Genomic DNA, 20,736 nt, shown 5'->3' on the forward strand with positions numbered 1-20,736 from the left:
GCGCAAGCCTCGCGATCTGCCCCAGTTCACCTGGGTCAACACGATCCTGGGCAACCTCAAGACCAGCTTGCATGGGGCCTATCACTCCCTGGGTTGGGCCAAGCATGCCGACACTTACCTCGCCGCCCGACTCATCGTGGATGTGGCGCGCTGTCCGCCGCATCCAATTCCGGAGATCCGTGGCGGTGCTGAGGCACATTACTAATCAGGTTCGGCGCTGCTCAGTGCCGCCGATTCCCGGTTCAGCGACTCGAGCCAGGGAAAGAAGTGCGGATAGCTTTGTTTGTCCTGATGCACGCGCACCCAGTGCAGGCGTGCCGGGCCGGTGCCCACATTGGTAATCTCGAACTTCAGCGCCTAGCGCTGCTGCTGGTCATCGAAATTGCTGGTGTTGTACGTCAGGATCGGCGTGGATTGCGCCTTCACCAGCTTCTCGTTGTGCGCCACCAGCTTGTCCATCGCCGTGCCGGTGTGCAGGGCGCCGATGGACAGCAGCAGCACGCTGATCGGCACCACGGCGTCCAGCATCAAGCGCAGCCAAGGGTGACGGTGCGGCCCCTCGTGGTGACCGTGGACATGCGGGACTTCGGGCGGTTCGATCATGGTGTGAGCGTCGTTGGCGGCGGGGGGCGCACATTGTGCGAGCAGCGCCTCCGCCCTTGCTCACTGCAGCGCCGCGCGCACCTGCGCTTCCACCAGGGTCGGGTCGTCCCACATCAGGAAGTGGTAGCCGGCCGCGCTGACCTCGATCTGCACGCCCCTGAGCCCGGCGTACTGGGCTTCATTAAGGCCGCGCACGCGCTCTGCCGTGCCGCCCATGGGCGCATAGGCGGCCCAGGAGGCCAGCACGCGCGTGGGGGCCTGCACACGCGCCAGCAGCGGGCGCAGGTCCAGGGCCCAGAGGTCGTGCATGGCCTCGGCGGTGCTGGCGGGGTCGCTGGCCTCGCCCCAGGCCACCAGGCGCTGCTGGCCTTCGGCCGTGCGGGTCATGCTCCTGGCCATGGCTTCGAGGTGCGGGCGCGGCAGCGGGCCGCGGCGCACGCCCTCGCGCATCGCCGCCGCCGTGGCCCCGGCCTCCTGCGCCGTGGCCTGCGGGTTGCGCAGCGCCATCAGGAAGGGCAGGGTGTCGACGATCACCAGGCGGGCGATCTGCTCGGGCCGCTCGGCCGCCCAGTTCAGTGCCAGGCTGCCGCCCAGGCTGTGGCCCACCACGGTCAGGTCCTTCAGGCCGGCGCGCTCGGTGTAGGCCTGCAGCTGCTGGCTGAGCTGCTGCACATAGGCCTTGGGCTCGGCCAGCGGTGCGGCGCCGGCAAAGCCGGGCAGTTGCACCAGATGGCATTGCACGCCCGGTTGCAGCGCCGCGCAGGTGCCCTCGAAGGTGCTGGCGGCGCTGTTCAGGCCATGCACGAATAGCACCGGCCGGCCGTCGCCGCGCACCTGCACCTGCAGTTCGCTGGCTGGGCTGGCGCCCGCGGACCAGCTGGCGGCCAGCAAGGCGGTGGTGGCGAAGATCTGGCTCAGCCAGTTCAGGGGGCGGTGTGGCATCGGGTGCTCCGGTGAGTGGGGTTGGAATGGGCGCATCCTGCCCAGCCGGGCCGCAGCCGGCGCCGCCCGCTCGCCGCATGGCGGGCGGGGCCGCTGAATCGACAGCCCGGCGCCCTGAACGGCGTGGTGCCGCCCCTTGAACACGGGAGCGGTAGCAAGTGCTTGCATTTGGGCCGGCCTGGCTTGTCAAGATCGCCCCTTTGCCACCGCTGCCGGAAGGTTTGCCATGCCCACATTGCTGCGCCAGGGTTCCCGGGGGTTCGATGTCGTGGTGCTGCAGGTGCAGCTCAATGCCAAGGGGGCGCAGCCGCGCCTGAAAGTGGATGGCGACTTCGGTCCGCGCACGCAGGCCGCGGTGGTGGCCTTCCAGCGCCAGAACCGCCTGTCGCCGGACGGTGTGGCTGGCCCCATCACCCAGGCCGCGCTGGCCCAGGGTCTGAACATCGCCAGCGCCAACCACAACCTCACCCACATCCCGCAGCCCACCCCCAGCACCTGCTGGGCGGCCAGCACGGCCATGCTGACGCGCAGCACGGTGCCAGCGGTGATTGCCCGTACGCCGCGCGACATGGTGTCGGCCGATGGCGGCCTCAACAACGGCTCCGCCACCGACCTCGGCGCGCCCCTGGGTGCGCGCTTCGCCGCCGCCCATGGCCTGCGCTGCAATCCGCCGATGAGCTGGAGCGTGGGTGCGCTGGTCAACACCCTCAAGCGCACGCCGCTGATCTTCAGCATGCTGTGGCGCGCGCAGGACTATGCGGCTGGGCGCGGCTCGCCAGGCCACTGGGTGGCGGTGAGCGCGATGGTGAGCGACAACCAGCCCACCGGCGAGGGCACGCACCTGCTGGTGCTCGACCCCTGGCCGCCCAACCGCGGCAAGATCAGCTGGGTGGAATACCAAGCATGGGTGATGGACGTGCCCACGCGCACCTACCGGGTGTTTGAGCGCTGAGCGCCATGCGTCGCCTTCATCTGGGCGCCGGGCTCCTCTTCGCCTGTCTGGCCCAACACAGCGGCGCCGCACCGGAAGCAGCCGTTCCGGCTTCGAGCCCCGCATCCACCCGCCCCGCCAGGGTGAGCGAACACCTCGCCGATCTGGAACGCCAGCGCCTCCCGCCGGACGGTGCGGAGGTGATGCGCCGGGCCTTGCTTTCGGTGCGCTGGCGGCCGGCAGGCCCGGGCCTGGTGCTCGATAGCCAGACCGGGCTGCTATGGACCGCGCACGATGGCGGCCGCCCCATCCCCGCCAGCGAGGCGCAGGCCCATTGCCAGGCGCTCGGGCCGGGCTGGAAGCTGCCGGGCGAGGCCGAACTCAGGGCCCTGCAGGACCCCGGCTTTGCCCAAATGCCCTGTGGCTCGCAGCTCTGCCGCGTCTCGCCCTTGTTCCAGCTCAGTGCTCGGTTCTTCTGGAGCGCGAGCCCGGATGCCTCCGGGCGCCTTTGGGCGATCGAGCTCGGCGAATGGCCCTCCAACCGCGCGAGGCGCTACACGCCGCCGAGCAGTGAAATTCGCGTCCTGTGCCTGCGTGCCCCCGAACGATGACCTGGAACCCCGCCCCCCTGCTCACCGCCCTGGACGACAGCCTGGCCGACAGCCGCCTCAGCGACGCCGAGCGGCGCGAGCTGATCGCCTCGCTGCGCGAGGCCAACCCGCCCGAGGACGGGCTGCGCCAGCTGCGCAAGCAGGCCTTTGCGCTGGCGCGGCAGCGCGTGGAGGCGGGCGAGGCCGCGGCCGATCTGCTGCCCTGGCTGGAGGGCGTGATGCGCGCGCTCGACCAGGCGCGCCTGCCCGCTGGCCTGGCACCCAGCCGCGCCCACTTCAGCCCGGGCGAGGACTGCTTGCGCGCCATCCTGGGCCGGCTGCGCGGCGCCAGCCGCAGCGTCGATCTGTGCGTCTTCACGATCTCCGACGACCGCATCACTCGCGAGATCCTGGCCGCGCACGGGCGGGGCGTGCGGCTGCGCCTGATCACCGACAACGACAAGGCCTTCGACGCCGGCAGTGACGTGCGCCAGCTGATGGCGCGCGGCGTGCCCACGCGGGTGGACCGCAGCCGTGCGCACATGCACCACAAGTTCGCGCTGTTCGATGGCGCCTGGTTGCTGAACGGCAGCTACAACTGGACGCGCAGCGCCAGCGAGCTGAATGAGGAGAACCTGGTGCTGAGCCAGGAGCCCGGCTTGCTCGCCGCCTTCGGCGAACGCTTCGAGGCGCTGTGGCGGCGCCTGGACGAGCCGGCCTGAGCGGCCGGCCCGCCGCAGGCGGGGCTCAGTAACGCGTGCTCAGGCTCAGCCCGCTGAACGCCTGGTAGGCATGCACCGTCAGGTAGTAGTAGCCCGGCTGCGCGATCGGGATCTGCAGCGTCTCGCTATTGCTGTTGCCCGCCGAGCGCAGCTGGTAGCTGCTCGGGCTGGCCCAGCCGCTGCCGCTGAAGTACAGGTCTGCGTCGCCCGCGCCACCGCTGGTCTGGATGGTCAGCGTGGTGTTGGGCTTGTCCACCTGGATGAAGTAGTACAGCAGCCCGCCCTGCGCGGCACTCAGCCCGCTGCGCACGCAGCCATTGCCCATCGCATCGCTGCGGCTCGGGCAGGGGCTGGCGGTGATGCGCACGCTGCCGTCGGTGCGTGCGCCCAGGCGGCCGTCGTCCCAGACTTCCAGCGTCACCGGGTAGTCACCCGCGGCAGCGTAGGTCTTGCTCGGGTTGGGCAGCGTGGACTGAGTGCCGTCATGGAAAGTCCAGCGCCAGGTGGTGACGCGGCCATCGGCATCCGTCGAGGTGTCGCGGAAGCTGGCGGACAGGCCATTCACCGTGCTCTCGAAGCGCGCCACCGGCGGCTGGTTGACGACCGGGTTGGCACAGTTCACCCCGGTGGCCGAAACCCCCTGCAGCCAAGTGCGGAACTCGGCGTCGTAGCGGCTGCCGATGGTGGTCTTGAGCAGCGTGCGCGCGGCCGCCCATTCGCCCTTGCGGTAATGCCCCAGCAGCGTCGTCACGTCGGCACGGTGGCGCTCCATCATGAAGCTGACTGCCAGGTAGCCCCATTGGTAGACGCGCGTGCTGCCACCGTTGTAGTCGGTGTCGAACAGCTGATTCAGCGTGTAGCTGAGCTTGGGGGCCTCGGTGAAGGCGCGGTCGTAGCGCTGGTTCAGGTAGCAGTAGGAGACATGCTCGGCCAGGCCCTCGACCCACCACACCGTGGGCGTGGTCTGGCCGGCCGAGAAATCGCCCGCCATGTTGAAGCGGCCGTCCAGGTAATGCGTGTACTCGTGGTTGAGGTTCCAGACCTGGAAGTTGGGCAGCAGCCACTCGGCCTCGTAGGCGATGAAGCGCGCCTGGTTGCCCGGGGTGGCGGGGTTGCCCTCCAGGTACATGCCGCCGTTGTTGGTGTCGATGCCGAACAGCGCGCCGGCGTAGGTCTCGTAGTCGGCACTGCTGTTGAAGACCACCAGCTCCAGCGCGCTGTTCAGGTCATTGGCCACCGGCTGCTTGTTGGTCTGCAGCTTGGCGTGGAAATAGCTTTCCTGATTGATCACCGAGGCGCAGGTGGCATTGCGCTCGGCCGCGCTCATGGACTGCGTGCGCAGGGTCAGCGTGGGGCTGCAGACCTGGCGCTGCGGCAGCGCTGCGGCCTCGGCGCGGGCGCGCCAGTCGCACAGGCCGTAGTCGGTGCAGCGGCCGGGGTCGTGGTAGTCCACCATGTCGGCCAGGCCGATCCACACCGGCGCGGTGACGCCGCTGACGCTGCTGCGTTGCACCAGGGTCTGCACCAGCGGGCGCACCACGGGCTTCAGCGTGCCGTACTGCAGGAAGCGGGCGAGCTCGCGCGCGGCGTTCGTCACCAGATAGCCCTCGGCGCCGCCAAGCTGGCCCCAGTTGCGGTTGGCGAAGTTGGAGAGTGCCTGCAGCACGCTGGTGTCGCTTTGCACCACGGCCTGGAAATCGTCGTTCTGATGGCCGCGGAACAGCACCGTGAAGGCGTTGTTGACGGCGTTCTTCATGCCCCAGTAGGCATTCCAGTCGGCGCCGTAGCCGTCCAGCAGCTGACGCACCACCCACAGGTAGCGCGCGTTCTCGGTGGCCGAGTCGATCAGGGTCACGGCCTCGGCCAGCACGCCGCCGTTGGCGTCGTTGACCTGCCGGATCGCGGCATTGCCGAACAGTGCGTCCAGCGCGCCGCGCAGCGCCGTCTTCAGGCCGCTGCCATAGCTGCCCACCACCTCAGGGGCGTAGTACTGCACGAAGTAGCCGGCACGCAGGTAGAGGATCAGCTGCTGGATGGCGCCGTTGTTGTTGCCGGCGTAGCTCAGCGCCTGCAGGCGCAGGCCCTCGGCCACGCTGCGCATCTGCGTTTCGTTGAAGGCCTTCTGCGCGTCCGCGCCGCTCAGGGTGAAGAGCTGGTTGATGCAGTCAGTGCTGCTGGCGCGGATGGCCTCCACCAGCGCAGTGCCGCTGCGCGTGGTGTAGAGGTTCACGTCACAGGCCGCGGCGGCCGCGCGTGCGGCGAGGCGGCGCTTGAGGGTCTGGCCGGCGTCGTCGCGCAAATGTTCTCGCGTGCTGGGCAGCGGGGCGCGGTCCTTGGGGCTGACGGCCTGGTGGCTGTGCGGGCGCGGCAGGGTGTCGCTGGGGCGGGGGGCGGCATGGACCAGGCTCAGGCAGCAAGCCAGGGCCAGGCCCAGCCCGGAAAGGGCAGGGGTACGCATCGGGGTGTCTCCGTCGGTCTGTTTGGGGGAACACCGGGGTCAGGGTGTCGCTCTGCTGCCCCGGCGCTGCCGCCCCACCGTCGCGAAGCGGAGGGGCCGCACACCAGCAGTCCTACGCACCGCGCCTGTGCATCTGCTGGAGCCGATATATTGGATCCAATATGCGATATGGACTATCGGGCTTGCCCGGGGGTGGGCGGTAAGACTTTGCGAACGCGGGTGAGGATTGGTTGTTCAGCGTGGCCGGAGCGACAAAGACGTCACGTCTTGTTTCGCAAGGCTGGCCAGCACCGGCCAGCAGGCCGCGGCCGCGGCCAGGTGCTTTAGCGTGTGGCCGCTGACCCATTCCGCGCTGGCGGCAAAGATCGCCGCATCCAGGCCTTCGAAGAGTTTGGCCAGGGCATAGCCCAGCAGCACCCAGGCCAGGCCTAAGCGCAGCGCGCCTGCAGGCTGCGGCAGCAGGCACAGGCCCAGCAGCCACAGCACGCCCCCGTACTGCGCCACCGCCCAGGGCCAGACCGTGCCGCCCAGGCCCGGCAGCGCCGCGGCCAGCAGTGCCAGCGGCAGGTACACCGGCAGCAGCCAGCGGCCGGCAGCCTCGCCCAGGCGCGCCGTGCTGGCCAGGCCCAGCAGGCCGGCAAAGGCCACCGCCATGCCCAGGCGGTCCAGCACCAGGCTGCCGGCGCTGGGCGCCAGGTGAAAGGCCGCCGAGCCCAGGCCGGTGAGCAGCAGGCCGGCGCAGAACACCCAGGCGGCGCGGCGGCCGATGCCCTGCAGCGGGTGACGGCGCAGGCGCCCGGCACCCAGCAGGGCCAGCAGCACGAAGGGCAGGTTGCTGAGCGTGTCGGCCGCGAAGGGCAGGCCGAGCCAGCTGCGCGTGTCGGCATAGGGGTGGCCGTGCGCCGCACTGCCGGTGTGGGCCGCCTGGCCCAGGGCCTGCAGGCCGGGCAACTCGCCCAGGCCCAGGGCCAGCAGGTAGAGCAGCAGCCAGGCTGCGAGGGCCAGCGGCCAGTGGCGGGCGGGGTGGGCTGGCGCGGGGCGCGGGGCGGCGATGGGCGTGTTCATGCCCGGCATGCTGCGCCGCAGGCCCCCCGGCTGCCAAGCGCGCGCTAGCTCGGGTGCGCCTCAGCGGCCCGCCGGGCTCATGCCACGCTACCGCCCTGCCCCAGCCACCACAGCAGTGCGGCGCCCAGCGCGACGCCGGCCACGGTGAGCGCGATCTTCCAGGCCGACCAGGGCCGCTCGCCCGCCACGGTGCCGTTGTGTCCGTTCACCACCACCTGCCAGACCTTGCCCTGGAAGCGGTAGCTGTAAATCCAGGCCGGCAGCAGGATGAGGCAGAAGCGGATGGCATCGAACTGGCTGTGCAGGCTGTGGATGCGCTGCTCGTCGCCGCCGATCTCGCGCTCCACCGCGCTGCGGATGCGTGCCTCGAAGTGCGCCTGAGCCTGCGCGAAGGCGGGCTCCAGGCCCAGGGCGTAGGCCTCGGTCTGGAAGCCGGCCTGGTAGTCGGCATCGACCACGCGCAGCGCGGCCAGCGCCGGCATGGCCAGGGCCGGCGCGCCGGCCGCGGGCAGGCTGGCGCTGGCGGGGATGAGTTCGTCGTCGAACTGCAGGTCCAACTCGCCCGCCACCGGGGTCCAGTCGGTCACGGTGCGGGTGACGGTCTCGCTCTGGCCCTGGGCGTTCTGGCGCGTCTCGCGCAGCTGGCGGTGGGTGCCGCGCTCGCCGCGGTACTCGGAATGGCTGTGCGCGTCGATCGTCCAGGCCGGCAGGTAGACGCCGCGCCCGCCATCGGGCGAGCGCACCAGGGCCTTCAGCGCATTCGGTGCGAACCAGCGGCTGCCCACCCAGCGTGCAAAGGCCTGGCGGGCGCCGCCATCGTCCAGCTGAAAGGGCAGCAGCGCGTGCGGGCGGATCTGCCGCTGCGCGTGGGCCTGCGTGGCCTGCAGCGGCGCGGCGCAGAAGGCGCAGGGCATGGCCACCACCATGGGCGGGAACTCGCAGCGCGCCCCGCATTGCGGGCAGTCCACGGCCTGCGCGGCCAGGGCCGGTTCCTGGCCGGCGCGCAGGGCCAGGTAGTGCGCGTAGTCCTGCTCGGCCAGGGCCTGGGCCAGTGCGGCGGCGCCGGGGTCGTCCAGCACCTGCTCGCCGCGGCAGGCGCCGCAGCGCAGGCGCTGGCTGCCGGGCTCGAAACGCATCAGGCCGCCGCAGGCGGCGCAAAGCTGCGGGGCGGCTTCAGTCATCGCGCGGGATGCGCAGGTTCAGCAGGGCGTCCTCGCGCAACTCGGCGCGCGCCACGATGCCGTTGTCGGCTTGCAGCAGGGTCTGTGTCCATTGGTCCTGGCGGCGCCGCAGCACGCGCACGGTGTGCACGGGGGGCTCGGCCTGCAGGCCCGCGTACAGCGCCTGCAGGGGTTTGCAGGCCCAGGTGTTGCAGGTATCCGAGCGCCACTCGCGCGGCAGCGCGCAGCCTTGCCGGGTCTGGTTGACGCAGGAGTTCACGCAGGCCTGTGCCGGGATGTGGCGCAGGTAGAACTGCACGATCTGCTCGGGCTGCAGGCTGGGATCCTGGAAGCGCAGACGCTGGATGCTGGCGGGGATCAGGTAGGCGTGCTCCTTGCCGGCGGTGCAGCAGCCGCCGCCGCAGGCCGTGCACAGGCGCTCGGGCAGGCGCGAGCCCAGTTCCGGTGTGGCCGGCGGCGCGGGGGGGGGCGCATCTGGCGGCGGTTCTGTGAAGGCCTCGGCCACGATGGCGCGCAGATGCGCCTCATAGGCCGCGCGCCGCCGCGCGGACACCGGCCGCGTGCGCCGCGGCCCGCTGGGCAGCACGGCCTCGAGCACGCCCGGCCCTGTGCCGCGCTGGGCGCGCAGGGCCTCAAAGGCGCGTTCGCTCTCGGCGGCTTCAGCGGCGGCGCGTGCCGCCACGGCGCGCGCCTCCTCGGCGCGTTCGCGCGCGCGGGCGCGGCCCTGGGCCACCTGATGCTGGAACAGAAACTCGCCCATCTGGCCGCGCTGTGCCAGCAGGAGCTTGCAGGCCGGATCGCCACAGCAGGGCGCCATGCCCGCGCTCTGCCAGAGCGGCAGGCTCTTGTCGCACACGATGCATTGCGTCGGCGTCAGCGGTCCCATGCGGGTCTCCCGGGGCGTGGTCGAGCGCCGCACTATGCCCAAACAAGGTCTCAGGGGTTCAACAGCACCGCCAGCGCCGCAAAGGGCACCACCACGCCATCGGTGATGCTCAGGTAACCCAGCTGTTGGGCCAGGTTCCCGGCCGGTGCCAGGAAGTGGAAGTCATCGATATAGCCCTCGGCGCGGTCGTCCAGCGGCTCGCCGTTCGGCCACAGAAACACCAGGCCACGTGCCTGGGCGATGGGCTCCCAGTCCTCGAACTCCACGGTGCCGGCCGCCCCGCTGAGTGCGCCATCGGCGTAGAGCAGCTTCTTCGGCCCGACGAAGGGCAGGCCCGAGCCCTGCAGGCGCCCGGTGCTGACGGAGGGGTCGCCGAAGTAGAGCTTGTAGCGCGCGCCGCCCAGGTGCATGGGCACGGCGGCCTGCATGCTCTTGAAGAGCTTGGGGCAGCCAGCGGCCTCGTACTGCACCTGGAAGCGGCTGCCGTCCCACACCGCATAGCCGTGGTTGTGGCTGGCGGTACTGCAGCCGCTCAGGGCATCGACCGTGAAGACCATGAAGCTGCCGGCCTCGCCGCGCCAGCGCCAGTCGTCCTGCGTGGGCCAGGCCAGCTTGTGCTGGCGGGCCGCGCGCAGCTTGGGGTTGGCCAGGGCGCCATCGCCTTCCACGCCGATCACCAGCGTGGCCGCACAGGGGCCGCCGGCGGCGTAGTCGGCCGGGCTGCTGCACTGCGTGGCGGCGCCGCTGTGGAAATCGCGCCCGGCGTAGCCGTCCACGCTGTCCACCGAGTAGATGCGCGTGCGGCCATCGGCGTCGTTCGATTCGAAGAACAGCCGCACCTTGGCGCCCAGCGCGCCGCCCAGGGGCACGCCCTGGCCAGTCATGATGCTCTGGATGGGGTTGCCCGCGCTGCCGGGCGAACGCACCCCACTGCTGGCGGCCAGGCTGGTGAAGCTCTGGTAGCTGCCCGCCGCGCTGCTGGCCACCGCAAGCCCGCTGAAGCCGCGCGGGCCGTAATAGAACTGCACGGTGTTCGCGCTGACCCCGGCCTCGGGCCCGAAGCGCGTGGCCGAGAGCCGGGCATTGCCGTCGCTCACCGGTTGCAGCAGGCCGGCCACCGTGTTGCCGCTGCCCTGCAGCTGCCAGAACTCGGTGGGCGTGCTCGCGCTGGCGCTGGCACTGCGCGAACGGCTGCAGGCCGCATCGGCACAGGCGCGCAGCGTCACTTGGTAGGCCGTGGCGGCCTTCAGTCCGCTCAGCAGGGCCTGGGTGGCCACGGCGCCGGCCTGGAAGCGCAGCACGCTGCCGCTGGCATCGAGCGCCTCGATCGCGTACTGCGCCGGCAAGGCCCCGGGTGCCTGCCAGCTCAGCAGCAGCTGGGTGGAGCTGCCGAAGCGCTGGGCCCCGACGGTCTGCATGCCCTGCTCGCTCAGTTGCAGGCCGCTGGGTGCGGCGGGGTACAGACCGAGCTCAGCCACGCTCGCAGCCTCCACCTGGAAGCGGGCCAGGTCGGGGCTCTGGAGCGTGGCACGGAAGGCACGCGTCTGGCCGTCCAGCGTGAACTCCAGATAGGGCAGCTGCAGCCGGTAGGCCCCGGGCCCGCCCTCCAGGCGCGCCGCACTGCTGCCGCTGCCTTGCAAGGCCTGCTGCGCCACCGAGCCGGCCTCGACCTCGAAAACGGCCAGATCGCCGGACTGCAGGCGTGCCTTCCAGGCCGTGCGCGCGCTGCCGCTGCCCAGGTCCAGATAGGGCAGCTCCAGCGCGTAGCGGCCGCCCGTCAGGCTCAGCGTGGGGATGGGCTGGGCCAGCACCCAGGCCGGCAGCAGCAGGGCTGCAAGAGGGATTTGTTTCATCGCCGCGCCTTCCATGCGCCGACGGCCAGGCCGATGCCGATCAGGCCGAAGACCGAGATCACCAGCTTGGCCACCCAGGACGCGTCGCCGTCGCTCCACACCAGCGCCACCATGGGCAGGCACAGGCCGCACCAGAAGAAGGCGAACAGGCCGAGCGCCGCCGCGCCGCCGCCGCGTGTGTCCAACTTGCGCTGGATTTCAGGCTGCGCCGGCTGGCCGCGGCAGATGCGGATGAAGGCCCAGCCCGCGCCCAGGCCCACGCCGGTGAATACGAGCGCGAAGGGCAGCCGGAAGAACAGCATCGGCCAGCGGATGTGCGGCTCCAGCACCGCGCGTGCCGAGTTGGCCGGGTCCACATAGGCCAGCACCTTCAGGTTCTGCGCCTGCGAGGTCTGCAGCCGGTCGGCCCAGCGCTGGTGCCAGTCGCCGATGTTGTCGCTGCCGCTGGACTCATCCAGCCCGATGCGCTCGCTCTCGTGCGCCTGGTCGTCGATGACGTAGCGGTAGCGCGCTTCCACCCGGTAGGTGGTGCTGCCCTTGCTGCCGCGGTGCTCGTGCAACTGCGCATGCAACACCTCGGCCGGCACGGCCTGCCAGCCTTGCACCGTCCAGGCCATGGCCAGGGTTTCGATCGTGGGCTTGATGCCGAAGAAGATGCCCACAAGACCGAAAGCGAGCATGAACACGCCGCTGAACAAGAGGCCGGGCAGGCGCATCAGCCAGGATTGCATGGGGGTCTCCTTGGCGGGCAGTGTGCCGGCAGGCTCCGTGGCAGCTCAAGGGCGGCCGCCCTGGCCCCTCAGGCGGGGGCCTGCGGGTTGGCTTGGCCGGCCAGCCAGGCCAGCAGCTGCGGCCCGAACACGCGCCGTCGCGCGGTCTCGACCTGCCGCTGCTTGTAGGCCTCGTGGCTGGCCGCGCCCTGCTGGCTTTGCGCCAAACTGGCGGCGTCCAGCAGCTGGATCTCGTAGGCGAAGAAGAAGCGGCAGCCGGCCTCGCTGCCGGCCTCGGGCGGCAGCTGGATCATCTTGCGCACCGTGAGTTGCAGGCTGTGGAACTCGGCCGCGCTGTGCGGGTTGTCGCGCCGCTGCGGCTGCGGCGCCAGCGCGGCCAGTTCTTCATCCATGCGCTGCAGCAGGGCCTGCGGGTAACCAGGGCTGCGCTCCAGCAAGGCCCGCCAGCGCGTGAAGACCTGCTTGGCGGCGTCCAGGTCCACCAGGGTGTTGCGCGTGCGGCTCACTTCCAGATTGCTGGCTGAGACCAGATGTGCGCGGCGCAGCAGCTCCAGCGCCAGCAGGCATTCCACGCGGGTCTGCAGGGTCAGGCGCAGGCCCAGGTGGTCGTGGATGTCGGCGGCCACGTACTCGGGCTTTTGCAGCAGCTTGAGCAGGATGCTGTGGCGGCCCTTGTTGCGCTTGCGCTCCACATGCACGAGCGGCAGCTCCAGCAGGCCGTCGCGCAGATAGCTGCGGCCCTCTCGTTCGACCAGCACCTCGTCCAGGCCGGCAAAGACCTGCTGGCGGATGGTCTCGAAATGGCGCAGCTTGAGGTTGTTGTCGATGTAGAAGAGGCCGTGCATCACCTTCAACAGGGTGCAGGCCCACAGACGCTGCGGGTCCACGCGGTGGGTGCTGTGCGAGGCCAGCAGCAGCAGCTCCAGCGGGTCCCCGGGCGCGGCCACCTCGGGCGGGATCAGGCCCTGTTGCTCGGGCTTCAGAAACTGGCTGCGCACGAAGCCCAGGGCTTCTTGCTGGATGGCGCGCAGGTAGTCGGTGACGCCGGGCTGGTCGACGTCGTAGCCGTACTCGCGTGCGTACTGGCGCGCGTCGGCCAGATTGCGCAGCGCCAGGCCCTGCAGGTCGATGGGCGACACGCCTTGCGCGATGTCGCTCAGATAGGTCCAGTTCAGCGCGAAGCGCCGGCTGGTTTTGGCGAGGGGCCAGTCCATGCGGGCAGCTTAGTCCCGCCGGAGCCCAAACGAACAGGGGCGCCTTGCGGCGCCCCTGTGCGGTATTGCCTGCCCCTGGCGGGGCATCGGTCTCAGACGCGCGGACGCGCCTCGTTGACCTTCAGCGCGCGGCCGGCGACCTGCACGCCGTCCAGGCCGGCGATGGCCTGGCGGGCCTGCTCGGCGTCACCCATCTCGACGAAGCCGAAGCCCTTCGAACGGCCGGTGTCGCGGTCCATCATGACGCGGGCCGAAGCCACGGCGCCGAAATGCGCAAACTGGTCGCGCAGCTCGGCGTCCAGCACGGAGTAAGGCAGATTGCCGACGTAGATCTTGGTGCTCATGGTGTTTCCAATCAAAAGGATTTAGCGCGGACGGAAGGCCGGACGCGGCGCGGCGCCGCCCGCGCGGGCTTCGATGTGCCGGAAGGTGATGCGGCCCTTGCTCAGGTCATAGGGCGACATCTCAAGGCTGACGTTGTCGCCCGCCAGGATGCGGATACGGTGCTTGCGCATCTTGCCGGCGGTGTAGGCCACCAGTTGGTGACCGCTGTCCAGCGTCACGCGGAAGCGCGAGTCGGGCAGCACTTCATCGACCTTGCCGCGCATCTCAATCAGTTCTTCTTTGGCCATGGGGGGACTCCGGTTGGGGCGCGCGTCATCGCGCCGGGGACACAACCCAGGCCCGCCCTTGTTCCGCGGCATAGCTGCACGCGCTCTCGAGGCTGGAGAACTGGGGAAGGAAACGGAACACGCGGTCGTGGCTCGCGCGGCCGCGGCCGCTGCGGATCGACACCGAGGCGTGGTAGACGCCCGGCGCGCTCATGCGCGCCAGCGGCGAGATCAGGTATTTGCCCAGCGCGAAGCTGGAAGGACTTTTTTGTTCTTGTAGGACTTGATTCATGGAATGGGCGCGTGAGCGCCGACCGGCCCGGACCCTGCGTTGGGCCATGGACCGAAACCCGGAGACCGTGCGCCGGGCATTGGAAAAACAGGGAGGGCGAACGCAGCGCCGCTGGAGGGTGGCCGGGGAGCGGTCCGACCGGGTGGCTCGTCGCTTGGCGTGGTCGACGGCTGGAGCGACCCCGTGAGCAGGGCGGCTGGCAGATTGGGCGGCGGGCAAAGTGAGCGGCCGCGCGGTGTCAGACGACAGATGCCACGTGCGAGAGCAAGGCGTGGCAAGCGGAGCGATTCTAAGCGGGATCCCATACCCAAGGAAACAAAATTTCCTTGGTTGATCCCCTAAAGAAAGCGGCTTGCGTGACTTTGGCCCAACAGGAAAGCTCAGCGCAGCAGCTTCACCACGCCCAGCTGCCCACCTGGCCAGCGCTCCTGCCAGCGGCGCAGCTCCTTGAAGCCAGCCTGGCGGTAGAAGGCCAACGCGGCGGCGTTGGCCTGCGCGGTCTGCACCGTGAGCCGGGCGTGGCCGCCCACGCTGGCCATGAGCGCATGCAGCAGGCAGGTGGCCAGGCCTTGGCGCTGCCGGTCCGGCCGCACCACCAGGGCACCGATGCGCGTCACGGCCTCATCGTCCTCGTCGGGGTAGAAGCCCAGCACGGCCAGCAGTTCGCCCTGCTCGGCCGCCGCGATCCAGCACTCGCCGCTGCCCTGCAGCGCATGCGCCGTGCGCAGCAGCGGCGGGTAGTCGGCTCCCAAGCCGAGCTGCTCCGCCTCCTGCCGGTAGAAGGTCTGCAGCAGCGCGTGCAGGCGGCGGGCCTGGTCGGCCTCGCTCGGGTCCAGGGGCAGGAATTCGGGAGCAGAAATGCGCATGCCCCGCATTGGACTCCCGGCCGGCGGCTTGACAGCAGACCCTGGCCTGGGTCTCAATCCGGCCCAGGGAGGCCGACCGACGCAGGAGCTGCGCATGCAGTTGCTCAAGCTGGTGGCCAGCCAGATCAAAGTGGGCGCGCCCCTGCCCTTCAATGTGCGGGACGAGCACGGCCATCTGCTGCTGGCCGCGGCCCAGGTCATCCGCAGCGAACGCCAGCTCGAAGCCCTGCTGGCGCGCGGCATCCATGCCGATGTCGAGGAGATCAAGGCCCTGGCCGCGGGCCGCAAGGTCGAGCCGCAGCCGCCCACCTTGTTTGCGCGCTGGGGGCGCTGCTACTGGGGCCTGGATGCGCTGGCGCGCGATCCGCTGCCGCCGGAGGACTTCCGCGCCGCCTGCAGCGAGCTGGGGGACGCGCTGCAGTCCCTGGTCGAGCAGCAGCCCGATGTGGCGCTCTATCTGATGCTGCGCCAGGAGTCCCACCACCTGCGCATGTACGGCCTGACTCACGCCGTCTACACCGCGGCCCTGGCCTGGCTGCTGGCGCGGCGCCTGCAGTGGGCGCCCGAGCAGCAGCACACCCTGCTGATGGCCGCGCTGACGATGAATCTGGCCTGCCTGGACCTGCAGGGCCGCTTCGCCATCTACGGCCGCCTGACGGCCGAGCAGCGCGACGAGCTGCGCGCCCACCCCGATGTCGCGGTGGCCCGGCTGCGCGCCGCCGGCATCGAGGACGAGACCTGGCTGCGCGCCGTGGTCGAGCATCACGAACATGCCGACGGCCTGGGCTACCCGCGCGGCTTGCGCGAGGTCTGCGAGCCCGCCCAGCTGCTGCGCCTGGCCGATGTGTTCCTGGCCAAGATCAGCCGGCGCGAATCCCGTCCCGCGCTGGACCTGCGCGAGGCCGAGCGCCAGGCCTATGCCGAGTACCCCAGCAGCCCGATGGTGGCGGCGCTGATCCGCGAGTTCGGGCCCCTGCCGCCCGGCGAGGTGGTGAGCCTGGCCAATGGCGAGCGCGGCGTCGTCATCCGCCGCGGCGCCACGCCGCAGACCCCGCTGGTGGCCACCTTGACCGACAAGCGCGGCATGCCCTGCCAGGCCTCCCTCAAGCGCGACACCAGCCAGCCCGAATTTGCCTTCAAGGCGCTGGAGCCCGACCGGCAACTGGTGGCCCGGCTGCCGCCCGAGCGGGTCTACGGCCTGCTGCACTGAGCCCGCCAAAATCTCGCCCCTGCTGAACATCGAAGGGATTGGCCACCGTGCCGGATTGCCAGACTTGCGGCGCCTGCTGCGCCACCTACCGGGTGTCCTTCTACTGGGCCGAGGCCGACGACGCTCCCGGCGGCCAGGTGCCGGCCGCACTGACGCAGGCGCTGCGGCCGCTGGAGCGCTGCATGCAGGGCACCGCCAGCCTGCCGCCGCGCTGCGTGGCCCTGCAGGGCGAGGTGGGCCGCTCCGTGGCCTGCGGCATCTATGCGCAGCGCCCCTCGCCCTGCCGGGCCGTGGAGCCGGGTGACGCGCAATGCCGCAAGGCGCGCGCGCACTGGGGGCTGGAATCGGCCGGCGCCTGATCGGCGCGGCCGGCACTGCGCTTCAGCCGCTCAGCGCATCACCACCACCTGCACGCGCCGGTTCAGGCTGCGGCCCTCGGCGCTGCGGTTGTCGGCCATTGGCGCGCTTTCGCCGTAGGAGATGGTGGCCATGCGGTGCAGCGGCACGCCGGCGCGCGCCAGGTGCTGGCGCACGGCCTCGGCGCGCTCCAGGCCCAGGCGCTGGTTGTATTCGCTGCTGCCGCTGCTGTCGGTATGGCCCTGGATCTCCAGCACCACCGGTTGGTTGTCGGCCTTGAGCTGGGCCACCAGCTGGTCGAGCTGCGTGCCCGCTTCGGGGCTCAGCTGGGCGTGGCCGAGCTTGAACTTGAAGCGGTCGTCGGTCAGCACCGTGCTCATCAGGAAGCCGGGCTGCTTGATCTTGCCGGCCGCCGCGGCGCGGGCCTGGGCCTCCAGCTCCAGCGCCTTGATGCGCTCGCCCTGGCCCATCAGCCGGCCGTCCAACGCCTTCAGGCCTTCGTCCTGCGCCTGCGCTCGCTGCTGCAGGCCCTGTACATCCGCACGCACCGGCGCCACGGTTTCGTTGACGTATTCCTTGGTTGCACAACCCGCCAGGGTCAGCGCACCCAGCGCCACCAGGATCCCGCTTGTTCTCATTCGTTGCTCCATCGGTTTGGACGTACTGGCCGGCAGGGCCGGCTGGCAAGGAACGCGGATTCTGGCGATCCGGCTGACAGGCTTTGTGAGCAAACGCAGCGCAGCGGTCCGCGCAGCCCGCGCCCAGTCCGTGGCAATGCGCAGCCTGTCGCGTCGTGCTGGGTCCGCCCGCCGGGTGCCAATGATGCTGCGCGCCTTTGCAACCCAGGAACCTCGCATGCCGCACCGCCTCAAGCCCCTGCTCACTGCCTTGCTGACCGCCCTGCTGGGCAGCGCCCACGCCGCCGAGCCCGTGCTCGACCCGGCGCGCATCGATGCCCTGTTTGCCGAGTTCGGTGCGCAGAGCCCGGGCTGTGCGCTCGGCGTGTACCGCGCCGGCGAGATCCTCTACGCCAAGGGCTATGGCCTGGCCGATCTGAACCCTGGCGTGCCCATCCGGCCCGACACCGTGTTCGACATCGGCTCCAGCTCCAAGCAGTTCACCGCCGTAGCCGTGCTGCTGCTGGTGCAGGACGGCAAGCTGGGCCTGGATGACGCCGTGCAGCACCACCTGCCCTGCAGTTCAGGCCCGGCAGCCGGCACAGCTACAGCAACAGCGGCTACTTCCTGGCCGCGCAGCTGGTCGAGCGCGTCAGCGGCCAAAAGCTCGACGCCCTGCTGCAGGCGCGCCTGTTCCAGCCCCTGGGCATGAAGGCCACCCATGTGCGCACCGATCACACCCAGATCGTGCCGGGCCCGCCGAAAAGGGCTTCGGGATCGAGATGTCGAACTGGAACCAGGCCGGCGACGGCGCGGTGCAGCGCACGGTGCAGGACCTGGCGCGCTGAGACGGCGAGCTGGCCAATCCCAAGGTGCTGAAGCCCGACCTGATCGAGACCCTGCGTACCCCCGGCCGCCTGAACGACGGCACGCTGCTGGGCTATGGCATGGGCCTGATGATCGATACCGACCGCGGCCTGGCGCGCACCCAGCATGGCGGCGCCTGGGCGGGCTACCGCGCCGTCACCGTGCAGTACCCGCAGCAGCGCCCCGGTTTCGTGCCGCTGGAGCAGCGCGATGCCAAGGGCCGTGTGCAGGGCCTTGAGTACAGCAGCGAGCGCGTCAAAGGCCTGCGCTACGTGCGCGGTTAGGAGGCGTGCGCCGGCTCCTTGAGCTCGATCGTGTTGCCATCGGGGTCGGTGCAGTAGAGCGAGGGGCCGTCGCCCTCGGCCCCGAAGTTGTCCGTCACCGGCCCCAGCGGCTGCAGGCCGAAGCGCGCCAGGTGGGCGACCAGGCTCGCGGCGTCGAAGGGCTCGATGCGCAGGCACAGGTGGTCGACGTTGCGGCCCTCGGCGCCCGGGCCGGCGCCACCGCGCTGGCCCAGCGGGCCGTTCAGTGCCACCAGATCCAGCATCGAGCTGCCGGCGCGCAGGTGCAGCAGGCCCAGGTCGTCGCGGCGGCGCACCAGTTGGCAGCCCAGTACCTGCTCATAGAAAGCCAGGCTGCGCGCCAGATCGCTGACGCGCAGCACCAGGTGGTCGATGCGTTGAACGGCAAAAGGGGGCATGGCGTGCTGAGGCAGAAGCGTGGAGGGCCAGCCTAGCGCGCCCGGGTCGGCCGGCATACTGCCGCGCCATGAGCCTTCTCACCAGCCTGCAGCTCATCCTGTACGCCCTGGTGTGGGGCCTGGGCTGTGCCGTGCACAAGGAAGAACGCCCGGCCCTGCTGCACTGGCTGGGCTTTGCCCTGCTGGCGGCGCTGCAGGCAGCGCTGGTGGCCTGGCGCCCCGAGGGGCCGGTGTGGCTGACGCATACCGGCAGCAATGTGGCCACCGTGTTCAGCCTGGCCTTTGCCGGCCGCGGCGTGCTGGTGTTCCTGCGCCTGCGCCCGCCCGATGCGCTCTGGTTCGGCCTGCCGCTGCTGGCCCTGGGCGTGCTGCTGCTCGTCGGGCCGGCGGCCACGTCGACGCGCGTGGGTGCGATGGCCTTCTTCAATGCGCTGCTGCTGGGCGCCGTGTTCATGCAGGCGCGCCCAGCCTTTCTGGCCGAGTTCGGCCGCCGCATGGCCTGGATCGCCACCCTGCCGGTGCTGGCCCAGCTGGCGCTGAACCTGTTCTTTGTCGGCTGGGGCCTGCTGCAGCTGCCGCTCGACATCACCGGCGCGCAGGCGGTGCCCACCGCCACCTGGGCGGTGGCCCTGGTCAGCGCAGGCACCTTCAACTTCCTGTTCATCTTCCTGGTGGCGCTGCGCCTGCTGAACCGTCTGCGCGAGCAGGCCAGCCGCGACGCGCTGACCGGCGTGGCCAACCGTCGCGCCATGCAGGAGCGCCTGCACCTGGAGTGGGAGCGCGCGCGCCGCTACGGCAGGCCGCTGGTGGCCATCGCCGTGGACGTGGACCACTTCAAGCGCATCAACGACCTGCACGGCCACGCCATCGGCGACCGCGCGCTGCAGGCCGTGGCCCAGGCCCTGCAGGCGCAAGTGCGCGAGACCGACCAGCTCAGCCGCCTGGGTGGCGAAGAGTTCCTGGTGCTGATGCCGCAGGCGCAGGTGGCGCAGGAAGGGCAGCGCCTGGCCGAGCGCCTGCGTGCGGCCGTGGCGGCGCTGGAGCTCCGCGGCGCCGCCGGCACACCCATCACGCTGACGGCGAGCTTCGGGCTCAGCGAATCGCAGCCCGATGACACGGACCGCGAGGCCCTGCTGCGGCGCGCGGATCAGGCCCTGTATGCGGCCAAGCGGCGCGGCCGCAATGCGGCGGTGCGGTGGTCCGCCGAGCTGGCGGGCGCGGCGGACTGAGAGTCGTTCAGCGGCTCAGCCGAAGTGGCCGAGCGTGCCGATGTCGAAATCGCGCAGTTGCGGCAGCAGCACGCCGATCAGGTCGACGGCCTCGTCGGACGGCGGGCCGGGCACATGGTCGTCGTGGTCGAGCTGGCCGTCCTGGTTGCGGTCGAGCGAGGCCACGGCGGCCTGCATCTCGGCGCGGCTCATGCTGCCGTTGTGGTCGGTGTCCACTGCCGTCACGAGGTCGTTCATCGCGGCCTCCAGCTTGCTGTGCTGGCCCTTGGGGTCCAGCACCTTCAGCAGTTCGGCCAGGGTGATCGAGGCGTCCTGGTTGCCGTCAAAGCGCGTGAGCAGCGCATCCACCACCTGCGTCACGGTGGGGGCCTGGCGGGCCGGGGGCAGCGGCGGGTGCGGCAGCGGGCTCGGCATCCGGCTTTGCATCAGCGCGGCCAGCACCGGGGCGAGGCCGGCGTCGGCATGCAGGCCGGCCAAGTCCGCCGGGCTCAGCTGCCCATCGCGGTTCACATCCAGGCGCAGCAGGGCGGTGTCCAGCTCGCTGCCCACCACGCGGGCATCCCGGTTGGTGTCCATCAGGTCCACCAGCTTCTGCACCACCGGGTTCAGGGCGTCCGCATGCTGGCCGCTCGGGTCGGCCACCGCCACGATCTCGGCGCGCGTGATGGCGCCGTCGTGGTTGCCGTCAAAGCCGTCCAGCAGCTCCTGACGGGCCTGGGCCAGCGTGGGCCAGGTGAAGGCTAGAGACAGCGGATGGGAGGTGTCGGGCTTGGCCATGGGGGTCTCCGGGACGATTGCTGCGATTTTGCGC

The 20,736-nt window shown here is 70.8% G+C and carries 24 protein-coding genes and 2 pseudogenes; 10 read left to right on the forward strand and 16 right to left on the reverse strand.

The window, feature by feature from the left end; all coding sequences use genetic code 11:
- Window positions 1–127: pseudogene (locus ACE3QP_RS18365) on the forward strand (IS1595 family transposase); the annotation flags it as partial.
- 230 nt (window positions 128–357) lie between these two features.
- On the opposite strand, the gene ACE3QP_RS18370 reads toward ACE3QP_RS18365, so the two are convergent.
- Together ACE3QP_RS18370 and ACE3QP_RS18375 are read right to left on the reverse strand one after the other, a co-directional pair.
- Window positions 358–603: a hypothetical protein gene (locus ACE3QP_RS18370; RefSeq protein ID WP_374438023.1), complete on the reverse strand. Its 246-nt coding sequence runs from the start codon at window positions 601–603 to the stop codon at window positions 358–360.
- 60 nt (window positions 604–663) lie between these two features.
- The gene (locus ACE3QP_RS18375) at window positions 664–1,545 is read right to left on the reverse strand and encodes an alpha/beta fold hydrolase (protein ID WP_374438024.1); all 882 of its coding nucleotides are present in this window, start codon (window positions 1,543–1,545) and stop codon (window positions 664–666) included.
- Window positions 1,546–1,771: 226 nt separating this feature from the next.
- Here ACE3QP_RS18375 and ACE3QP_RS18380 point away from each other — a divergent pair, with 226 nt between their 5' ends.
- From ACE3QP_RS18380 to ACE3QP_RS18390, 3 genes are all read left to right on the forward strand, one after another.
- Window positions 1,772–2,497 (forward strand): peptidoglycan-binding protein, encoded by a 726-nt coding sequence (locus tag ACE3QP_RS18380; RefSeq protein WP_374438026.1) that lies wholly within the window; start codon window positions 1,772–1,774, stop codon window positions 2,495–2,497.
- A 122-nt stretch (window positions 2,498–2,619) separates the two neighbouring features.
- Window positions 2,620–3,087, forward strand: coding sequence for a hypothetical protein (locus ACE3QP_RS18385; protein WP_374438028.1), 468 nt, complete (start codon window positions 2,620–2,622; stop codon window positions 3,085–3,087).
- Window positions 3,084–3,788 carry a phospholipase D-like domain-containing protein gene (locus ACE3QP_RS18390; protein WP_374438030.1) on the forward strand — a complete coding sequence of 235 codons (705 nt, stop codon included), beginning with the start codon at window positions 3,084–3,086 and terminating at the stop codon, window positions 3,786–3,788. Before ACE3QP_RS18385 ends, ACE3QP_RS18390 begins: the two co-directional genes overlap by 4 nt.
- Before the next feature lie 25 nt (window positions 3,789–3,813).
- On the opposite strand, the gene ACE3QP_RS18395 is transcribed toward ACE3QP_RS18390, so the two are convergent.
- From ACE3QP_RS18395 to ACE3QP_RS18445, 11 genes are all read right to left on the reverse strand, one after another.
- Window positions 3,814–6,246, reverse strand: coding sequence for a collagenase (locus tag ACE3QP_RS18395; RefSeq protein WP_374438031.1), 2,433 nt, complete (start codon window positions 6,244–6,246; stop codon window positions 3,814–3,816).
- Between the two features lie 234 nt (window positions 6,247–6,480).
- A complete protein-coding gene (locus ACE3QP_RS18400; RefSeq protein ID WP_374438033.1) occupies window positions 6,481–7,311 on the reverse strand; it encodes a hypothetical protein in 831 nt (276 codons plus the stop codon).
- 77 nt (window positions 7,312–7,388) lie between these two features.
- Window positions 7,389–8,492, reverse strand: a complete 1,104-nt coding sequence (locus ACE3QP_RS18405; protein WP_374438035.1) for a hypothetical protein — start codon at window positions 8,490–8,492, stop codon at window positions 7,389–7,391.
- Window positions 8,485–9,378: a hypothetical protein gene (locus ACE3QP_RS18410; RefSeq protein WP_374438036.1), complete on the reverse strand. Its 894-nt coding sequence runs from the start codon at window positions 9,376–9,378 to the stop codon at window positions 8,485–8,487. The genes ACE3QP_RS18405 and ACE3QP_RS18410 overlap by 8 nt, the downstream gene beginning before the upstream one ends.
- 50 nt (window positions 9,379–9,428) lie before the next feature.
- Window positions 9,429–11,231 (reverse strand): fibronectin type III domain-containing protein, encoded by a 1,803-nt coding sequence (locus ACE3QP_RS18415; protein WP_374438038.1) that lies wholly within the window; start codon window positions 11,229–11,231, stop codon window positions 9,429–9,431.
- Window positions 11,228–11,962, reverse strand: coding sequence for a DUF3592 domain-containing protein (locus ACE3QP_RS18420; protein ID WP_374438040.1), 735 nt, complete (start codon window positions 11,960–11,962; stop codon window positions 11,228–11,230). The genes ACE3QP_RS18415 and ACE3QP_RS18420 overlap by 4 nt, the downstream gene beginning before the upstream one ends.
- A 68-nt stretch (window positions 11,963–12,030) precedes the next feature.
- Complete coding sequence (locus ACE3QP_RS18425) at window positions 12,031–13,176, reverse strand: TIGR04552 family protein (protein ID WP_374438042.1); 1,146 nt, start codon at window positions 13,174–13,176, stop codon at window positions 12,031–12,033.
- Window positions 13,177–13,268: 92 nt separating this feature from the next.
- On the reverse strand, window positions 13,269–13,520 hold the full coding sequence (locus ACE3QP_RS18430; RefSeq protein ID WP_374438043.1) for an RNA recognition motif domain-containing protein: 252 nt from the start codon (window positions 13,518–13,520) through the stop codon (window positions 13,269–13,271).
- A 21-nt stretch (window positions 13,521–13,541) separates the two neighbouring features.
- On the reverse strand, window positions 13,542–13,808 hold the full coding sequence (infA, locus tag ACE3QP_RS18435; protein ID WP_374438045.1) for a translation initiation factor IF-1: 267 nt from the start codon (window positions 13,806–13,808) through the stop codon (window positions 13,542–13,544).
- Window positions 13,809–13,833: 25 nt separating this feature from the next.
- Entirely contained in the window at window positions 13,834–14,079 is a 246-nt protein-coding gene (locus tag ACE3QP_RS18440) for a hypothetical protein (RefSeq protein WP_374438047.1), read from the reverse strand.
- Window positions 14,080–14,459: 380 nt separating this feature from the next.
- Window positions 14,460–14,945: a GNAT family N-acetyltransferase gene (locus ACE3QP_RS18445; protein ID WP_374438049.1), complete on the reverse strand. Its 486-nt coding sequence runs from the start codon at window positions 14,943–14,945 to the stop codon at window positions 14,460–14,462.
- Between the two features lie 94 nt (window positions 14,946–15,039).
- Here ACE3QP_RS18445 and ACE3QP_RS18450 point away from each other — a divergent pair, with 94 nt between their 5' ends.
- Both ACE3QP_RS18450 and ACE3QP_RS18455 read left to right on the forward strand, forming a co-directional pair.
- Window positions 15,040–16,155 (forward strand): HD-GYP domain-containing protein, encoded by a 1,116-nt coding sequence (locus ACE3QP_RS18450; RefSeq protein ID WP_374438050.1) that lies wholly within the window; start codon window positions 15,040–15,042, stop codon window positions 16,153–16,155.
- 47 nt (window positions 16,156–16,202) lie between these two features.
- Entirely contained in the window at window positions 16,203–16,514 is a 312-nt protein-coding gene (locus ACE3QP_RS18455; protein WP_374438107.1) for a YkgJ family cysteine cluster protein, read from the forward strand.
- A 30-nt stretch (window positions 16,515–16,544) separates the two neighbouring features.
- On the opposite strand, the gene ACE3QP_RS18460 is transcribed toward ACE3QP_RS18455, so the two are convergent.
- On the reverse strand, window positions 16,545–17,150 hold the full coding sequence (locus ACE3QP_RS18460; RefSeq protein ID WP_374438051.1) for an OmpA family protein: 606 nt from the start codon (window positions 17,148–17,150) through the stop codon (window positions 16,545–16,547).
- Window positions 17,151–17,367: 217 nt separating this feature from the next.
- Here ACE3QP_RS18460 and ACE3QP_RS18465 point away from each other — a divergent pair.
- The 3 genes and pseudogenes from ACE3QP_RS18465 to ACE3QP_RS18475 form a co-directional block, all read left to right on the forward strand.
- A pseudogene (locus ACE3QP_RS18465) lies at window positions 17,368–17,633 on the forward strand (serine hydrolase); the annotation flags it as partial.
- A 72-nt stretch (window positions 17,634–17,705) separates the two neighbouring features.
- Window positions 17,706–18,008, forward strand: coding sequence for a serine hydrolase (locus ACE3QP_RS18470; RefSeq protein ID WP_374438109.1), 303 nt, complete (start codon window positions 17,706–17,708; stop codon window positions 18,006–18,008).
- Window positions 18,002–18,280, forward strand: coding sequence for a hypothetical protein (locus ACE3QP_RS18475; RefSeq protein WP_374438053.1), 279 nt, complete (start codon window positions 18,002–18,004; stop codon window positions 18,278–18,280). Before ACE3QP_RS18470 ends, ACE3QP_RS18475 begins: the two co-directional genes overlap by 7 nt.
- On the opposite strand, the gene ACE3QP_RS18480 is transcribed toward ACE3QP_RS18475, so the two are convergent.
- Window positions 18,277–18,696 (reverse strand): VOC family protein, encoded by a 420-nt coding sequence (locus ACE3QP_RS18480; RefSeq protein ID WP_374438055.1) that lies wholly within the window; start codon window positions 18,694–18,696, stop codon window positions 18,277–18,279. The genes ACE3QP_RS18475 and ACE3QP_RS18480 overlap by 4 nt on opposite strands.
- 68 nt (window positions 18,697–18,764) lie before the next feature.
- Here ACE3QP_RS18480 and ACE3QP_RS18485 point away from each other — a divergent pair, with 68 nt between their 5' ends.
- Window positions 18,765–19,925: a diguanylate cyclase gene (locus tag ACE3QP_RS18485; protein WP_374438057.1), complete on the forward strand. Its 1,161-nt coding sequence runs from the start codon at window positions 18,765–18,767 to the stop codon at window positions 19,923–19,925.
- A 15-nt stretch (window positions 19,926–19,940) separates the two neighbouring features.
- Here the strand turns inward: ACE3QP_RS18485 and ACE3QP_RS18490 are convergent, their stop codons facing one another.
- A complete protein-coding gene (locus ACE3QP_RS18490; protein ID WP_374438059.1) occupies window positions 19,941–20,702 on the reverse strand; it encodes a hypothetical protein in 762 nt (253 codons plus the stop codon).
- Window positions 20,703–20,736 lie beyond the last annotated feature (34 nt).

The sequence above is a fragment of the Inhella sp. genome (genome assembly GCF_041912635.1).
In the GTDB taxonomy this organism is placed as follows: domain Bacteria; phylum Pseudomonadota; class Gammaproteobacteria; order Burkholderiales; family Burkholderiaceae_C; genus Inhella.

Excerpts from the sequence above, each read along its gene's own strand:
- ACE3QP_RS18480 (WP_374438055.1), bottom strand. The coding sequence starts at position 18,696 with ATGCCCCCTTTTGCCGTTCAACGCATCGACCACCTGGTGCTGCGCGTC.
- ACE3QP_RS18440 (WP_374438047.1), bottom strand. The coding sequence starts at position 14,079 with ATGAATCAAGTCCTACAAGAACAAAAAAGTCCTTCCAGCTTCGCGCTG.
- ACE3QP_RS18450 (WP_374438050.1), top strand. The coding sequence starts at position 15,040 with ATGCAGTTGCTCAAGCTGGTGGCCAGCCAGATCAAAGTGGGCGCGCCC.
- ACE3QP_RS18485 (WP_374438057.1), top strand. The coding sequence starts at position 18,765 with ATGAGCCTTCTCACCAGCCTGCAGCTCATCCTGTACGCCCTGGTGTGG.
- ACE3QP_RS18390 (WP_374438030.1), top strand. The coding sequence starts at position 3,084 with ATGACCTGGAACCCCGCCCCCCTGCTCACCGCCCTGGACGACAGCCTG.
- ACE3QP_RS18410 (WP_374438036.1), bottom strand. The coding sequence starts at position 9,378 with ATGGGACCGCTGACGCCGACGCAATGCATCGTGTGCGACAAGAGCCTG.
- ACE3QP_RS18490 (WP_374438059.1), bottom strand. The coding sequence starts at position 20,702 with ATGGCCAAGCCCGACACCTCCCATCCGCTGTCTCTAGCCTTCACCTGG.
- ACE3QP_RS18395 (WP_374438031.1), bottom strand. The coding sequence starts at position 6,246 with ATGCGTACCCCTGCCCTTTCCGGGCTGGGCCTGGCCCTGGCTTGCTGC.
- ACE3QP_RS18460 (WP_374438051.1), bottom strand. The coding sequence starts at position 17,150 with ATGAGAACAAGCGGGATCCTGGTGGCGCTGGGTGCGCTGACCCTGGCG.
- ACE3QP_RS18405 (WP_374438035.1), bottom strand. The coding sequence starts at position 8,492 with ATGACTGAAGCCGCCCCGCAGCTTTGCGCCGCCTGCGGCGGCCTGATG.
- ACE3QP_RS18400 (WP_374438033.1), bottom strand. The coding sequence starts at position 7,311 with ATGAACACGCCCATCGCCGCCCCGCGCCCCGCGCCAGCCCACCCCGCC.
- ACE3QP_RS18415 (WP_374438038.1), bottom strand. The coding sequence starts at position 11,231 with ATGAAACAAATCCCTCTTGCAGCCCTGCTGCTGCCGGCCTGGGTGCTG.
- ACE3QP_RS18380 (WP_374438026.1), top strand. The coding sequence starts at position 1,772 with ATGCCCACATTGCTGCGCCAGGGTTCCCGGGGGTTCGATGTCGTGGTG.
- ACE3QP_RS18425 (WP_374438042.1), bottom strand. The coding sequence starts at position 13,176 with ATGGACTGGCCCCTCGCCAAAACCAGCCGGCGCTTCGCGCTGAACTGG.
- ACE3QP_RS18370 (WP_374438023.1), bottom strand. The coding sequence starts at position 603 with ATGATCGAACCGCCCGAAGTCCCGCATGTCCACGGTCACCACGAGGGG.
- ACE3QP_RS18375 (WP_374438024.1), bottom strand. The coding sequence starts at position 1,545 with ATGCCACACCGCCCCCTGAACTGGCTGAGCCAGATCTTCGCCACCACC.
- infA (WP_374438045.1), bottom strand. The coding sequence starts at position 13,808 with ATGGCCAAAGAAGAACTGATTGAGATGCGCGGCAAGGTCGATGAAGTG.
- ACE3QP_RS18420 (WP_374438040.1), bottom strand. The coding sequence starts at position 11,962 with ATGCAATCCTGGCTGATGCGCCTGCCCGGCCTCTTGTTCAGCGGCGTG.
- ACE3QP_RS18445 (WP_374438049.1), bottom strand. The coding sequence starts at position 14,945 with ATGCGCATTTCTGCTCCCGAATTCCTGCCCCTGGACCCGAGCGAGGCC.
- ACE3QP_RS18430 (WP_374438043.1), bottom strand. The coding sequence starts at position 13,520 with ATGAGCACCAAGATCTACGTCGGCAATCTGCCTTACTCCGTGCTGGAC.